The 14,891-nt window shown below is 52.3% G+C and carries 8 protein-coding genes; 5 read left to right on the top strand and 3 right to left on the bottom strand.

Translation table 11 applies throughout. From position 1 onward, the window contains the following. Positions 1 to 9 precede the first annotated feature (9 nt). From PGL01S_RS31115 to PGL01S_RS14195, 3 genes are all read right to left on the bottom strand, one after another. Positions 10 to 162 (bottom strand): hypothetical protein, encoded by a 153-nt coding sequence (locus tag PGL01S_RS31115; protein WP_218032367.1) that lies wholly within the window; start codon positions 160 to 162, stop codon positions 10 to 12. Positions 163 to 233: 71 nt separating this feature from the next. Beyond that, complete coding sequence (locus PGL01S_RS14200) at positions 234 to 1,088, bottom strand: Gfo/Idh/MocA family protein (RefSeq protein WP_218032366.1); 855 nt, start codon at positions 1,086 to 1,088, stop codon at positions 234 to 236. Next, positions 1,085 to 2,182, bottom strand: coding sequence for an FG-GAP repeat domain-containing protein (locus tag PGL01S_RS14195; protein WP_127495267.1), 1,098 nt, complete (start codon positions 2,180 to 2,182; stop codon positions 1,085 to 1,087). Before PGL01S_RS14195 ends, PGL01S_RS14200 begins: the two co-directional genes overlap by 4 nt. 164 nt (positions 2,183 to 2,346) lie before the next feature. On the opposite strand from PGL01S_RS14195, the gene PGL01S_RS14190 reads away from it, so the two are divergent. From PGL01S_RS14190 to PGL01S_RS14170, 5 genes are all read left to right on the top strand, one after another. Then, positions 2,347 to 3,177, top strand: a complete 831-nt coding sequence (locus PGL01S_RS14190) for an AraC family transcriptional regulator (protein WP_127495266.1) — start codon at positions 2,347 to 2,349, stop codon at positions 3,175 to 3,177. A gap of 98 nt (positions 3,178 to 3,275) precedes the next feature. Beyond that, positions 3,276 to 9,833, top strand: a complete 6,558-nt coding sequence (locus PGL01S_RS14185; RefSeq protein WP_127495265.1) for an OmpL47-type beta-barrel domain-containing protein — start codon at positions 3,276 to 3,278, stop codon at positions 9,831 to 9,833. A 144-nt stretch (positions 9,834 to 9,977) separates the two neighbouring features. After that, positions 9,978 to 12,569, top strand: coding sequence for a winged helix-turn-helix domain-containing protein (locus tag PGL01S_RS14180; RefSeq protein ID WP_164775466.1), 2,592 nt, complete (start codon positions 9,978 to 9,980; stop codon positions 12,567 to 12,569). A 14-nt stretch (positions 12,570 to 12,583) separates the two neighbouring features. Further along, positions 12,584 to 13,471, top strand: coding sequence for an AraC family transcriptional regulator (locus PGL01S_RS14175; protein ID WP_127495263.1), 888 nt, complete (start codon positions 12,584 to 12,586; stop codon positions 13,469 to 13,471). Positions 13,472 to 13,606: 135 nt separating this feature from the next. Continuing rightward, positions 13,607 to 14,887, top strand: coding sequence for a glycoside hydrolase family 27 protein (locus PGL01S_RS14170; RefSeq protein ID WP_127495262.1), 1,281 nt, complete (start codon positions 13,607 to 13,609; stop codon positions 14,885 to 14,887). The last annotated feature ends 4 nt before the right edge of the window (positions 14,888 to 14,891 follow it).

Genomic DNA, 14,891 nt, shown 5'->3' with positions numbered 1-14,891 from the left:
AGCGTTTTTTTAGTATCCCGGCAGGTTCTCCGGATAGGTCCGGTTCATATACTCCACATACGATTGGGCAAATATCAAATCCTGCAGCGCTTCCTTAGCCGTGCAAGGCGCCGGCCGATCGCCGCGGACGGCGGCAAGGAAATAACGTGCCTGATTGCGCATCGCGGAGACGTTCGGCAGAATGGGCTCGTAAGTAAGAGCTTCGTCGGCGGAAGCGTTGTCTTTCTTGATCGTTACTCTTCCCGCGCGTTGGCGTGCCAGCGGGGCAGGCAGATCAATGCGGACATAGCCTTGTCGAAACCTACGAGAATCTGTTCTTCCCACTCGTGGGAGGTGTGGTAAGGAGCCATCTCCAAGGTAATCGTAACGCCGCTGTCGCTCTCGCCGCTTAGCATAATACCGCGGCGGTCGCCGAAGGTAAGCTTGTAATTCTCTCCAAGCAGATGGCGGAACATATTCACCTGATGGATATAATAATTGACGAAGCTGTCCAGCATTTGCGTCATTTTGTCCGTATATCCGTCGGGAACTTGTTCCAGCAGGAGCGTGGGATAAGGCTCATCGCTGCCAATCGGCTGGTCTGCTCCGCCAACCCAATCTCCCGGCGGCATCGTAATCCGGATATATTGCAGTTCGCCATAGCTGCCGGATGCTTTCCATTTTTCAATAACGCGCTTGGCGTATTCTACCGCCGGATCCGAACGTTTGTGGTAACCAATCATATGAAGCGTGCCGCTTTCTTCGCCTATCCGTACCATTTTGCCGCCTTCCCGCACCGTAAGAGACAGAGGCTTTTCCGTCAAAACCGGAATGCCAGCCCGCAAAATATCCGGAATAACATTCGCATGGTTACGGAAGGGCTGAGGCGCAACAATGGCGTCAACCGATGCATGTTCCAGCAGCTCAAGATGGCTGCCGTAAACCTCCGATACGCCATAACGGTCGGCTACGAGCCGGGCCATCTGCTGCCGCGGCTCCGCCAAGGCAACCACCTCGCATTCCTCCTTCAGCACGGCGTAATTAGACAAATGCGCCATTTGCCCCATTCCGCCTACGCCTACAAAACCGATACGCAGCTTTGTGCTCATCGTAATCGCTCCTTTGCCGGTCCGATATTTTCGAATAAATAAAGCCCGTCCTTGCCTGGCGCGACAATGTCCGGATAACCGTTGCCCGTCAGATCTTGAATCCAGAAATAAATGCCCGTGCCGGAAGCTTCACCTGCAGGTCCATAATCGATAACATGCTTGTCGAATCGTCCGTTATTAATGGTGTAGTAATAAATGCCAATCGGATCATGCGCTCCCGGATCGCCGTCGTTATGGGCACGGTAACGTTTGCCTGTAACAAGCTCAAGCTTGCCGTCGAGATCGAGGTCAACCAGCCAAAGATCATGGAACTGGGAAGCGGTACCGTCAATCGTATGGCGGATCCAGCTGCGGGAGCCGTCTTCCGTCCGGCGCTGCTCATACCAGTGGAGTCCGTAATCATGCGCTTGACCTACAATCAGGTCGACGAGACCGTCGCCGTTCACATCATGGCCGATGACCGGCACGCTGGCTGAGCCAAGCGACCATTCGGCATGGAATACCCAAGGCGTCCGATACGGATCTTCCGGCTGCTCCAGCCAGCCTCCGCTTAGGACTAGATCAACGCGGCCGTCCCCGTTAATATCGACAAAACCCATGCCATGCCCGCTTGGAGCATCTCCGATTATTATTTTTCGGAATTGGCCGGTCCCTTTGCCATCGGCGTCGCGCAACAACTTATAGAAAGCTTGAGGTTCGTTTGGGGTATTGGGGAAAATTTCGGGCACGCCGCAGCCGTCGATATCGTTAAATCGGATCGTCTCTATATTGCCGCATCGGTCAATGTCGGTCGTTTTCCAATCTTCTCCTGTAGTACCGGGATTGCGGCGCCATCTTAACGTTTCGGTAAACCAGGAGCCCGTGATGATATCAGTCGAGCCGTCACCGTCTACATCCATGGGGAAGTCGGAGAAATCATCGTGATATTCGCCGATTTCCGCTACCTCGCAGATCCGGTGTCTGCGGTTAAATCCCGGTCCTTCGTACCAGTAAGCCCCGCTAATAATGTCGGGCACACCGTCGTTGTTTACGTCAAATACGGCGCATGCCTCGAATTTATCATCCGAGAGCTTTCGTTTCTTAAACTCCAGCATGAGGACACCTCCTAATAATAGCTATTGCTTATTGCAAATAGAGTGGAGAAACGATTATATTTCAAGTAATCGCGATTAACTAGAAAATAACGGAAATTTAGCCTGTTCTCAATGAGTTATCTTGCGAAACGGGCTATTCATTCTTGCGAATAGGAGGGAAAAGGATGGGAGTGTCTTCGCGAGTTCTAAGTCCGGCTTCACTGATCGGAGGCAGCGAATTCGATTGTCATGAAGCAAGTCCCTTTCAGCATCCTCTTCACCGGCATGAGTCATTCAGCGAGCTGCTATGGGTTGAAGAAGGCAGAGGGACATTTGTTGTCGACGGCAGGTCGTACGAGGTTGGGCCGGGAACCGTTCTGCTGTACCAGCGTGGGATATGGCATGAAGAATGGTCAACGCAGTATCCCTTCAGAGCTACTTATTTTGCTTTTAAAGGTCTGCAGGCGAAGGGATGCCCTCAAGATTACTTCCTCGAATCGGATCAGACGCCTGTCATACAACTAGGGGGGGAAATGGAGGAGTTCGCAAGGCTGGTGCGGGAATGCCTGGCCGAGCTGCATTCCGGGTTAGCGGAATCCAGGGCGGCAGCCAACCATTTGTTCGGACTAATGCTTGTGCGGCTGGCGCGCCAAATACCGGGTGAATCAACGGAACGAAGGCTCGTCAAGCCTGCGGAAGCGGCTGTCCTAAAGGCCCGAAGCTACATCGAGGAAAACTATCAGCAGCCTATCACGCTGGAACAGCTTGCTAAAGTCACCTTCGTCAGCAAGTACTATTTGTCTCATTTGTTTCACCGGGAAGTGGGGATGTCCGTCATCCAATTCCTGATCCGGTGCCGGATGGAAGCTGCAAAGCGCTACTTGATCATGACCGGGCGGCCGGTGAAGGAAATAGGAGAATTGGTAGGTTATCAGAGCGAGCCGACGTTCCATAACCTTTTCAAGAAGGTAACCGGTCTTACGCCGGGGCAATTCCGAGAGTCGGCAAGGGATTAATAAAAAATTATTTGATGCAGTTAACTAAAGTTAATTGGCTCTGAAAATGATATTTGCTAAGCTTGTCCTGCTCATTCAGTTAGAGGAGGACGAAGATCGTGTTTCGTAAATTAAGCTGCATGCTGTTGCTTATCGCAATAGCTTTCGTATTTTTGCCGACTGGAGGTGAAAAAACAGCATTTGCCGCTGTGTCGGTTGAAGAGCTGCCATCGTCTTTTATCCCGCCGGAGACGCTTTCCGGAGCTATGGCTAGCGCGGTTGGGGGAAATAAAATCCTCTTAACCGGGGGACAAAACGCAAGAAACAATTCTTTTTCGAAGAATTCGTACGTCTTCGATACGGTTACTCAAACCTGGTCTTCCAATGCGCCTTCTTTGCCGGTGGCTTATCACGCGCAATCCATGCTGCCAAGCGGCAGCGTGCTTGCCATTGGAGGGAATGCGTTCATGAATAATGTGGGCTACGTCTACAACAATGCTGTCCGCATTTATAATCCTTCCGCAAACGCTTGGACCAATGCGGCGAATTTCCCGCATACGGTGCTGGGACATTCCCAGAGCACGCTGCTTGACGGCCGCGTGTTGGCCGTAGGCGGAGCGAACGAGATTTATTCCCCAAGCTTGGGCTCCACCTTGTACAACAACGCGTACATCTATAATCCCGCTGCGGATCGTTGGGATGAGGCTGCCCCGCTGCCTATCGGTATTTACGGAGCAGCTCAGAGTACGTTGAAGGATGGACGCGTGTTGCTTACCGGCGGTCTTAGCGGTTATGTCTATTCCTTTGACTCCTATATTTATGATCCCGCAGCAAACACTTGGACCAGAGCTGCTCAGATGCCTTATAACGCCGGGGATATTTTTTTCAGGCATTCGCAAGTGACTCTCGATAACGGGAAAGTATTAGTTATGGGCAATAGAACTTTTGCGCTGTACGACCCTTCCACAAATACTTGGAAATCGGATGTCCCGAATCCGGATCAATTGGAAAATGCCAGTCTAGTGGCGGTTGGATCGGACGTATACGTCGTTGGGGGATACAATGATTCAACCTATGATTTGAATACAAAACTGTATAAGCTGACCTTCGATTTTAACCCGCCGTCCGCCCCAACCATAACGGGAGTCGGCAGCGCATGGAGCGCTTCCGATGTGGACGTGTCCATCGTGCCGGGAACGGATGCGGAAACGGGAGTTAACCGGACGGAGTACAGTTTATCCGGCGCGACTTCCGCAAGCTGGACCCCGTATAACGGTTCCGATCCGGTAAGAATTTCAAATTCGGGACAAACAACGATATCCGCGCGAACGGTAGATAATGGCGGGAATATAAGCGCTGTAACAACCGCGGTTGTCAAGATTGACCGGACGCCGCCGACAACGCCAACGATCAGCCTGTCGCAAACGAGCTGGAGTTCAACTTCGGTATCGGCTTGGTTCTCGTCATCGTCGGATCCGGGAGGTTCGGGTGTAGACCGGATCGAATACAGCCTCTCCGGAGCCGTTACCCAAGCATGGAATACCTATACCGCCGGGTTCTCGATTCTCGCGCAAGGGCAGACGACGATCCATGTGAGGGCTATTGATCAAGTCGGCAATATAAGCGGCGAAGGGACTGCTGTTATTAGGATTGATATGGCGCCGCCAGCAGCCCCCGCAATAACCCCGGCATCGGGAGCATGGAGCAGTACGGATGTTACGGTAGCTATCCTGGACGGTACGGATACGGGAGGTTCCGGCGTTAACCGGACCGAATATAGGCTGACAGGCGCCTCTAACCTGAATTGGACGACCTATAATAGTCCGATCTTAATTGGGGCGAGCGGACAGACCACCGTTGAAGCAAGAACCATTGATAATGCCGGTAATATCGGAACGAGCAAAACGGTAACCGTAAAGGTGGATAAAACCCAGCCAACGGCACCTGTCGTAACGCCGGATACGGCCAATTGGACAAATGCCGCGTCCGTTCAGGTTGCTGTCGCCGGGGGGGCGGATACAGGCTCCGGCGTCAACAGGACCGAGTATAGTCTTAGCGGTGCAACGACGCTTGGGTGGACGACCTATAGCGGAAAGGTAACGATCAGTGCGGAAGGACAGACCACGCTAAGCGCCAGAACGGTGGATAACGCCAATAACATCAGTTCCATCTCGACAACGGTTGTAAAAATTGACCGAACCAAGCCTGCTTTTCCGATTATAACGCCTTCTAACGGCACATGGTCCGCTTTGAGCGTAACGTTTACCGTTACAGCCGGAACGGATAACGGCGGTTCGGGAGCTGCACGAACCGAATTCAGCCTTAGCGGAGCAACAATTGTGGATTGGGCTACCTACCCGGGTACCGTGTTAATCAGCGCGGAAGGCCAGACAACCATTCACGCCAGGACCGTTGATCAGGCGGGCAATATAAGTACCGAACGAACGACGGTCGTTTCCATAGACAAGACAAAACCAACCGCCCCGGTCATTACAGCTTCGGCATCAGATTGGAGCTCGTCTAATGTATCGGTAACGGTTGCCTCCGGAACCGATGCGGGAGGATCAGGCGTGAACAAAACGGAATACAAGCTGTCCGGTGCAATAACCAAAGACTGGACAACGTATACCGGTGTTCTATCGATAAGCGCGGAAGGCCAGACAACGGTTGAAGCAAGAACAACCGATAATGCCGGCAATACGAGTATAGCGGTTCCGGTTACGGTCAAGGTCGACAAAACAAAACCCGCGGCGCCAAACGTTGCGCCGGATGTGACAGGCTGGACGAATGCCGCTTCCGTTAAAGTTACCGTAACGGCAGGAGCGGATAGTGGCTCAGGAATCGGGCGCACGGAGTATAGTTTAACCGGTGCCGCTACGCTTACCTGGACGACGTATACAGGCCAGATATCCATCGCTGCCGAAGGCCAGACAACGATAAGTGCAAGAACGATAGACTTAGCAGGCAATATTAGTCCCGTATCGACAGGAACCGTGAAGCTGGACCGGACTCCGCCCGCAGCTGCGGTTATAAGCCCCACAGGCGGAAGCTGGTCGGGAGCTAACGTTACCGTAACGCTAACTGCCGGTGCGGATAGCGCCTCTTCGGTCGATCGCGTTGAGTATAAGCTGTCCGGTGCAACCACGCTGGGCTGGACTTCTTATTCGGCACCGATTCACCTTACGGTCGAAGGCCAAACGACGGTTACGGCAAGGACGGTAGACAAGGCAGGGAACATAAGCGAAGAATCCGAGGAATGGCAAGGGCTTGATTTTACGTCGCCTGGTGAAACGCTGCTGTCTCCCGACGTATCCGGTTGGAATGCGGGAGATCGTGTAACGGTAACCGCAACAGCGGGAACCGATAACGGAGGATCCGGTGTGAAAGAAGTGGAGTACAGCCTGTCCGGTGCTGCCAATTCGGATTGGAAGCCTTACACGGGCCCCATTATCATAACCGTGGAAGGTCAAACCGAGGTGTTTGCAAGAACGATAGATAAAGCAGGCAACAAAGGAACAGCTTCCAAAGCGACCGTTCAGATTGACCGAACCGCTCCGGAGCATCCTCAAATAGAGGCTTCCGCCGACAAGTGGACGAACTCGGGCGTTGACGTTACGATCACGCCGGGGACAGATCCTTTATCGGGCACAAGCATTACCGAGTATAGTTTGACTGGAGCAGTTGATGCGGATTGGAAACCCTATAACGGAAAATTTACCGTGACGGCCGAAGGCCGGACAACGATTCACGCGAGAACGGTAGATCAGGCAGGAAATATAAGCGACATTGCTGACACAAGCGTATTTTTGGATAAAACAGCCCCAACCGCGCCGGGCATAGTCATTGATAAATCCGGTTGGCTTTCGGCGGATAAGGTGATGGTCTCGATCTTGCCCGGCGAAGACCAAGGAGGATCGGGAGTAAACCGAACGGAGTACCGTTTATCCGGAGCAGCGACAAAGGATTGGACGGTCTATTCCGAAACGGTTGGCATTGATGCCGAGGGCATTACGACGATCAGCGCAAGGACCATTGACCAAGCAGGGAATGTCGGAGAGGTTCGGGAAGGAAAGGTACAAATCGATCGATCGTTACCCGATGCTCCGGCGGTTGTTCCCGATACGGAGGAATGGACATCGGCAAACGCCGTGAAGGTAACCATTACGGCAGGCTCCGATCGCGGTGAATCCGGCCTTGACCGTACCGAATACCGCATTACGGGTGCCGGAGCGAAGGATTGGACGAACTATGAAGGAGAGCTGTCGGTTACGGCGGAAGGAGAGAGCACGATCAGTGCGAGGTCGATCGACAAAGCGGGTAACATCAGCTCTGTCGCGGCAGCGACAGTCCGCATTGACCGGACTCCGCCGGTATTGCCTGTCGTATTGACGCCGGAGAACAATGAGGTTACGAGCGATAACAAACCGGCAATCTCAGGCACTGCCGAAGCAAACTCCGAAGTTTCAATTCAAATCGATGATCAAGCGCTGCCGGCCGTCATTACCGACGGTGAAGGGAAATGGAAGGCCCAGCCGGTGTCCTCGTTAGCGGATGGTATTCATCATGTGCGGATTACGATCCGGGATTCCGTGGGCAATGCCTCCGCAGATTCCGTTGAACTGGTGTTTATTATTGATTCTACCGCGCCTGCAGCCCCGATTATTGAAGCCCCGGCAAACGGTGCTATTTCGGGCAGCAGTAAGCCAGTGCTTAAAGGACAAGCAGAGGCGGGCTCGAAGGTTACGATTTATATGGACGATACGGCTGTGACAACGATTAAAACCAACGAAAACGGCAATTGGAATTACCCGATAACCGAGGCGCTCAAGGATGGGGTTCATATCGCGAAAGCCGTTGCCGAGGATTCAGCAGGCAATGTCAGCGAGGACTCAATTTCCGTTTCTTGGACGGTAGACACCAAGGCACCGGAAGCGCCGGTTATTGTTGAGCCGAAGGATGGAGCCGTTACGAAGGTGAACAAAACGACCATTTCGGGTACGGCGGAAGCGGACGCGGCCATTACTATTTATATAGATAGCCATAAAGCTGCTGAAGGAAAAGCCAACGAATCTGGCGCATGGTCGATTACTCTTGCGGAGGAATTGCCCGACGGCGAGCATTCGATTTCTGCCATGGCTTCGGATGAAGCAGGCAATAAGGGGCCTCAATCGGATGAAGTATCATTTACGATAGATACAATCGCTCCCGAATGGGCTGACGTAGCGGCTCCAATCGAAGGGGCGCTGCTCAATACGGACAAACCTCTCATTCGGGGGGATGCGGAGGCAGGAGCATGGATTTTATTAACGCTGGACGGAGCTGCAATGGAGCCTTTTCAAGTTAATGAAGAAGGTGAATGGTCCTTTGTTTCTTCGGATGGTTTAAGTGACGGCAGCCATCAGGTAAAGGTCAAAGTGGCCGATGCCGCAGGCAATGCGAAGGAAGAGGCCGTACAGCTGAATTTTGTCATTGATACGACTGCCCCATCGGTTCCGCTTTTCAATAAGCCGGATGAAGGTTCAAAGACAAACCAGACAAAACCCGAAATTGCCGGAACAGCGGAAAAGCACGCTGAGATTACGATTCAGCTGGATGGCGACACCGTTGGTAATGCGAAAGCCGGCGATGACGGCAGGTGGAGCTTTGTACCGAGCCAGGCTCTCGCAATTGGAGCGCATATCGTTCAAGCTAAAGCAAAGGATGCTGCCGGCAATGAAAGCGGCTTAACTCCCGAATATCGCTTTGAGATTGTATCCAGCAATGCGAATTTAAGCACGCTTAAGCTTAGCGATATCCAAATGAACGAGCCGTTCAAGGACTCAACGTTGAATTATACGGCGGGAGTTACGTATTCGGTATCGAAAACGAAAGTGACTGCTGTCCCAAGCGATGCGAATGCTAAAGCCGACATTTTGGATGAAAAAGGAGAGCCGATGGGCGAATTCATTGATTTGGCAGTTGGCACTCAAACCATTACGGTTCGCGTTACCGCTCAGGATGGGACAACGGTACAGGAGTATACCGTAAAAATTACAAGATACAATCCGGTCAATCCGCCTCAGGTGGAGCCGGAAGAGCCCGGCAAGCTTGAGCTTGTCGCATGTAAGCCGGTATCTGACGGCACCTCCCGATTCGGCGATATGTCCGGACATTGGGCGGAAACGACGGTAAAGGATGCATACGGCTGCGGAATCGTTCATGGCTTTAACGACGGTACGTTCCGGCCAGAAGGACAAGTCACGCGGGCGGAATTCGTCACCATGCTTATGAATGCGGTGATTGATCAATCCGGGTCTGCAGCACCGGAATTAGTCTTTTCGGATAAAAACGGAATTCCGGCTTGGGCAGCTGAAGCTATAGCCAGAGCAAAAGAATTCGGAATCGTGAATGGTTATGCGGATGGCTCGTTCCGGCCAAACGACCAGGTTACCCGGGCAGAGCTTGTGACCATGCTGGCCAAAGCGGCGGGGATTAAGCCGCTGGAACCGGAGAAGGTGAAGGCTTTGTTCTCCGACGCCTCGGATATTCCGGCGTGGTCTGCCGGCTATGTAGCCGCCTTGCAGCAAGCAGGTATATTGCAAGGAAGAGGAGACGGCAAATTCGTGCCGTCAGGTCAAGCTACACGAGCGGAGGCAGCAGTGCTGCTGCTGCGGATGATTGAATACTATCAAAATTAAAAGTGAGTGGAGCGAAAAACCATTGCCGAAACAGGTAATGGTTTTTTCTGTTTAATCCGTCCAGCCTCTCAAACTATTTTTGAGCAAAAAATGTCGAAATTTCAGTATAATAAAGATAATATTTCTGACTTAGAAGGAGAGCGTATGTTATTTTCTGAACCTATCCTATTAAAAACAAAAATACGGCTTCCTGTTGTTAAGAAAAATCTTATTATCCGGGAGCGGCTGCTTGATTCGCTGGAGCAAGGGATGCAGGGCCGAATGGTGACGGTATGCGCTCCGGCGGGCTCCGGAAAGTCCACTTTAATAGCGCAGTGGGCACAATCCGCCCGCATTCAAACCTCATGGGTGTCTCTGGATGAAAGAGATAATGATATAGCGAGATTTTGGCGGTATGTATTAAATGCTTATATGGAAACAGGCCCATCTTCTTTAGCGGATTCGCTTTCCGCTGTTGGAGCACTTGTGTCGGGTTCAACGGTAAATGCGATCATTGATACGCTTCTGAACGAACTTGCCGCAACTCAAGATTCAATAGCCCTCGTGCTGGATGATTATCATCATATCGAGCAGGCGGAGATCCATAACAGCTTGTCTTATTTCATAGAATACTTGCCTTCCCATCACCGGATTATTATCGCAAGCCGGGGAGAAATCTCCTTTGACGCGGCCAAATGGCTTGCGAGAGGAGAACGGACGGATATCGGCATGCAGCAGCTTCATTTTACCCAAGAGGAGACGCAAGAGTTCTGCAGATCGGCAGGGATTTATTTGGAGCAAAGGCATACCCGCAAGCTGTTTGAAAAAACGGAAGGATGGGTTGCGGGGCTTCAACTGGCTTCCATCTCGCTTCAGGCTCAGCAGGATATGGACCGGATTATCGCTGGCTTTGACGGAAGCAATGAAAAGGTTTCCTCTTATTTGTTCCAGGAGGTGCTCGACAAGCTGCCTCCGGGCGTTACGGACTTTCTGCTTCAAACCAGCGTATTCGAGCGCATGGACGCGGAGGTATGCAATCAGGCGTTTAACCGCTCGGACAGCCGCGAAATGCTGGAGCAGCTTCGTATTCTCAATTTGTTTGTTATTCCGCTTGATAATTATAACGGCTGGTTCCGGTACCATTCGCTATTTGCCGAATTTTTGAAGAACCGTCTCCGCTCCCGAAGCCGTGAGCAATGGTTGAAATATCATCATGCGGCTAGTCAGGCCTTTGCTGCCCGAGGGATGCTCGATAAGGCCATCGACCATGCGATAGCCGGAGAAAGCTACAAGGAAGCTGCGGAGAGGTTGGAACAATACATTCCGGATGCGCTGAAACAAGGCGAGCTAGCCTCGCTGCTTGAACGCATACAGGCGGTCTCCGAACATATCCCGATCCCGGCGAGTTTATTAATGTATCGTGCATTCGCGCATCTGCTGTTGGGGCAGATGCATTTTTCCGCGGAGACCGTAGAGAAGCTGGAAACCATGTACGAACAGCCCGATACCGCTGCTGAGCTTGAACCGCTGCAGGGAGGCATGCTGTTCCTTCAATCGAACCTGCTCTTCTATACGGGGCGTTACGAGCAATGGGATTCGTTTGTCGGGTACCGGCTTCAAGGGGTGCTGCCGGAGGATCCCATCTTCTACAACTTTAATTACAATATGATTGAGCCGCTCGTCAGGCGGACAGCCTTTGGCTTGAAGGGCATTTTGTCGGCCGATACCGAACGGATCGGTCAGCGGTTCGTATCCGTACTGGAGCAGCACGGGTGGGGGCAATCGCTCATTAATTTATATGTCGTTCAAGCCCTAAGCGAAGGCTATTATGAATGGAACAGGCAAAGCGACAGTCTGCAGCTCATTCGCAAAATCGAGCAATCCGACAGGGCTAGGCAGACGGCAGGCTTGTTTATTCCTAACCGGATTACGCTGTCGCGCCTTTACGCCGCTAACGGACAGTATCAGAAGGCGCATGAAGCGATTGACGAAGCCGTCCAAATGGCGGACCAAAAAGGCGAGTATCACTGGCTGTATCCGCTTCGCGCAAGCCGTGCCCATCTTTACGTCAAGGAAGACAATCTCGCGGAAGCCAAAGCGGAGATATCCTGGCTGCGCCTGTCAGACCGCATTCAACCGGCATCCAACCGTTGGACCGAGTATACCGTCTACGCCAGGATACTGACCGCGCAAGGGAAAACAGCCGAGGCTTTGAGGCAATTGGAATTTATCAAGTCCTCGATTGAACAGGACCCTTGCTTCCTTGTTCGGACGGAGATCAGCGTTGTGCAGTCGCTCGCGGAATATCAGCGCGGCAATCGCGGCGCGGCAATGCAGCTTCTTCATGAAGCGCTTGTCATCGGGGAGTCGAACGGTTATATTCGCAGCTTTGTTGACGAGGGGATTCAAATGAAAAAGCTGCTTCAGATGTATGTGGAGCATCGGCAGCGAGAGGCCGTACAAAATGAATCGCCGAGTGTATCGCTTGCTTACGTGCAGCGGCTGTTGGAATGCTTCCCTCAGCAGGACAATCCTTCTCAACCGCAACCGGTACTGGTCGAACCTTTAACGGAGCAGGAAACCTTTATCCTGCAGTTGCTCGGACAAGGTGCGCCTAACAAACAAATCGCGGCCAAGCTGGCTTTAAAGGAAGGCACGGTAAAAGTATACCTGTCCAGGATCTACGCCAAGCTTGGCGTATCTTCCCGGACGCAGGCACTTGCGGCAGCCCGCGAGCTAGACGGGCTAGCCGAATAAAGCGGGGAATATAGATGAACGCAGGTCAATTAACAAGCACGGGAACATTTGGGTTCCGTTTTACAATGCCGGAGCATCTGGCTTTATGCAATCTGTTTGCGATTGGACAAGATGTCATTCGCGACCAGCATTACCGCTGGGACGGATTGACCCGGAACGACGGACCCTTGTTGTTGTTTCAATATACGTTTGACGGAGAAGGCATTTACGAGAAAGGGACGGAGACCTTTCGTATCCAGGCAGGACAAGCCTTTCTGACGGAGATCCCCGGAGATCACCGCTATTATTTTCCGCCGGAAGGATCGCATTGGTCCTTTATATTTGTATTAATTCGTCCTTCTCTCATTCTCCCGAATTGGGAAGAGGTAAAGAAGCAGCTTGGAGAAACTCCTCTCCTGCCTACGGGAAGCCGTCCGATAAGGCTGCTGCAGATGTACGAAGAAGCTCATGCCGGCCGGATCAAGGAGCCGTATACGGCATCCTCCTATGTGTACCAGTTTATCTCCGAGCTATGCCGGTTTGCGCTTGCTCCGAAGGAGGATACAAGGGAGTGGCCGCTTAAGGTGAAAGAAGCAGTCGCTTATATCGATGCGCACTACGAAAATATGATCAGTCTGGAGCAACTGGCCGACCAGCTAAGCTTGTCGAAATATCATCTGCTGCGCCTGTTCACCAGAACGGTAGGCATGTCCCCTAACGATTATTTGAATCAGACGAGGATTAAAGAGGCGATCAGGCTGCTGAAGGAGTCCGACTGGAGCGTGGAGCGGATCGCGGAGCAGGTGGGCTATTCCGGCGGCAGTTATTTTATTAAATGGTTCCGCAAAATTACGGGGGAGACGCCGGGTCATTTCCGTCAAGGGGAAGGCCAGCTTGTCTATAACCGGGTATATTTCGACTAATAGCAATAGTCGAGGGGCGCAATATTTTACTATGATTGACGCTAGATTACTGTAGATGACCTGATCTAATAGGAATTAATATAGGGATATAGAGCAATTCATTCCTATTCATTCTTGAAATACAGGAGGGTCATTATGCAGCATCGTGAATTTGCCCCAACACCGCCGCTCGGGTGGAACAGCTGGGATTGTTACGGCGCAACCGTAAGGGAAGACGAAGTACGCGGTAACGCCGATTATATGGCGGAGCATCTGAAAGCTTTTGGCTGGGAATATGTCGTTGTCGATATCCAGTGGTACGAACCGGGGGCCGTGTCGGATCTTTACCGTCCTTTCGTCCGGCTTGAAATGGATGATTATTCCCGGCTCATTCCGGCAGTGAACCGCTTCCCTTCCGCTGAAGGCGGTCAAGGCTTCAAGCCGCTTGCCGATTATGTGCATAGCCTTGGATTAAAGTTCGGCATTCATATTATGCGCGGAATACCGCGTCAGGCTGTTCATGATAATACGCCTATTAAAGGCACTTCGTTAACTGCCCGAGATATCGCGCATACCTGCTCCTTCTGCGGCTGGAATACGGATATGTACGGCGTGGACGCTAAGAAGGAAGGCGCGCAGGAGTACTACAACTCGCTGTTTGAAATGTACGCCGAGTGGGGCGTTGATTACATCAAAGTGGATGATATCGCCGACTCCTGGCTGCATGGCGGAGCGCATCTCGGCGAGATTGAACTGATCCGCAAAGCCATTGACCATGTCGGACGTCCAATCGTGCTTAGCTTGTCGCCTGGTCCCGCGCCCGTGAAGCATGCGGATTTCCTGGAACAGAACGCAAACCTGTGGCGGATGACGGATGACTTCTGGGACCGCTGGCCGCTGCTGCTCGACATGTTCGACCGCTGCAAAACTTGGGAGGGGCGTCCGAAGCCGGGCAATTGGCCGGATTGCGATATGCTTCCACTTGGCCGCATCGGCGTTCGCTGCTCGCACCCGGACCGTATGACCAACTTCACGCGCGACGAGCAGCTGACGATGATGACCTTGTGGACGATTTTCCGTTCCCCGCTTATGATGGGCGGCGAAATGCGCGATAATGACGCATGGACGTTGACTTTGTTGACGAACTGGGACGTGCTGCATATGCACCGTACCAGCTTTGGCGCAAGACAAGTATCGCGGATTGGCGATCGAGTGGTATGGTCCGCGGAAGGAAGCAACGGGGAACGTTATGTGGCTTTGTTTAATACCGGCGAAGAAGAGACGGAAGTATCCGTATCCTTCGGCGATTTGGGTATGGACGGAGAAGCAAGCATCAAGAACTTGTGGACAGGAGAGGTATTGGGCGCCCTAAGCTCCTCGTTATCTTCGGTTATTGCGCCGCATGGCGCCGCTTTGTACAGACTAGATACCGTTTAAATAA

Source organism: Paenibacillus glycanilyticus NBRC 16618 (genome assembly GCF_004000805.1).
GTDB classification, from domain to species: Bacteria; Bacillota; Bacilli; order Paenibacillales; family Paenibacillaceae; genus Pristimantibacillus; species Pristimantibacillus glycanilyticus.
The sequence above is the reverse complement of the archived record's forward strand: the minus strand, read 5'-3'. Positions and strand labels throughout refer to the sequence as shown.

Bases quoted from the DNA above. Each gene is read 5' to 3' on its own strand.
- PGL01S_RS31115 (WP_218032367.1), bottom strand. From the start codon at position 162: ATGCGCAATCAGGCACGTTATTTCCTTGCCGCCGTCCGCGGCGATCGG.
- PGL01S_RS14200 (WP_218032366.1), bottom strand. From the start codon at position 1,088: ATGAGCACAAAGCTGCGTATCGGTTTTGTAGGCGTAGGCGGAATGGGG.
- PGL01S_RS14195 (WP_127495267.1), bottom strand. From the start codon at position 2,182: ATGCTGGAGTTTAAGAAACGAAAGCTCTCGGATGATAAATTCGAGGCA.
- PGL01S_RS14190 (WP_127495266.1), top strand. From the start codon at position 2,347: ATGGGAGTGTCTTCGCGAGTTCTAAGTCCGGCTTCACTGATCGGAGGC.
- PGL01S_RS14180 (WP_164775466.1), top strand. From the start codon at position 9,978: ATGTTATTTTCTGAACCTATCCTATTAAAAACAAAAATACGGCTTCCT.
- PGL01S_RS14175 (WP_127495263.1), top strand. From the start codon at position 12,584: ATGAACGCAGGTCAATTAACAAGCACGGGAACATTTGGGTTCCGTTTT.
- PGL01S_RS14170 (WP_127495262.1), top strand. From the start codon at position 13,607: ATGCAGCATCGTGAATTTGCCCCAACACCGCCGCTCGGGTGGAACAGC.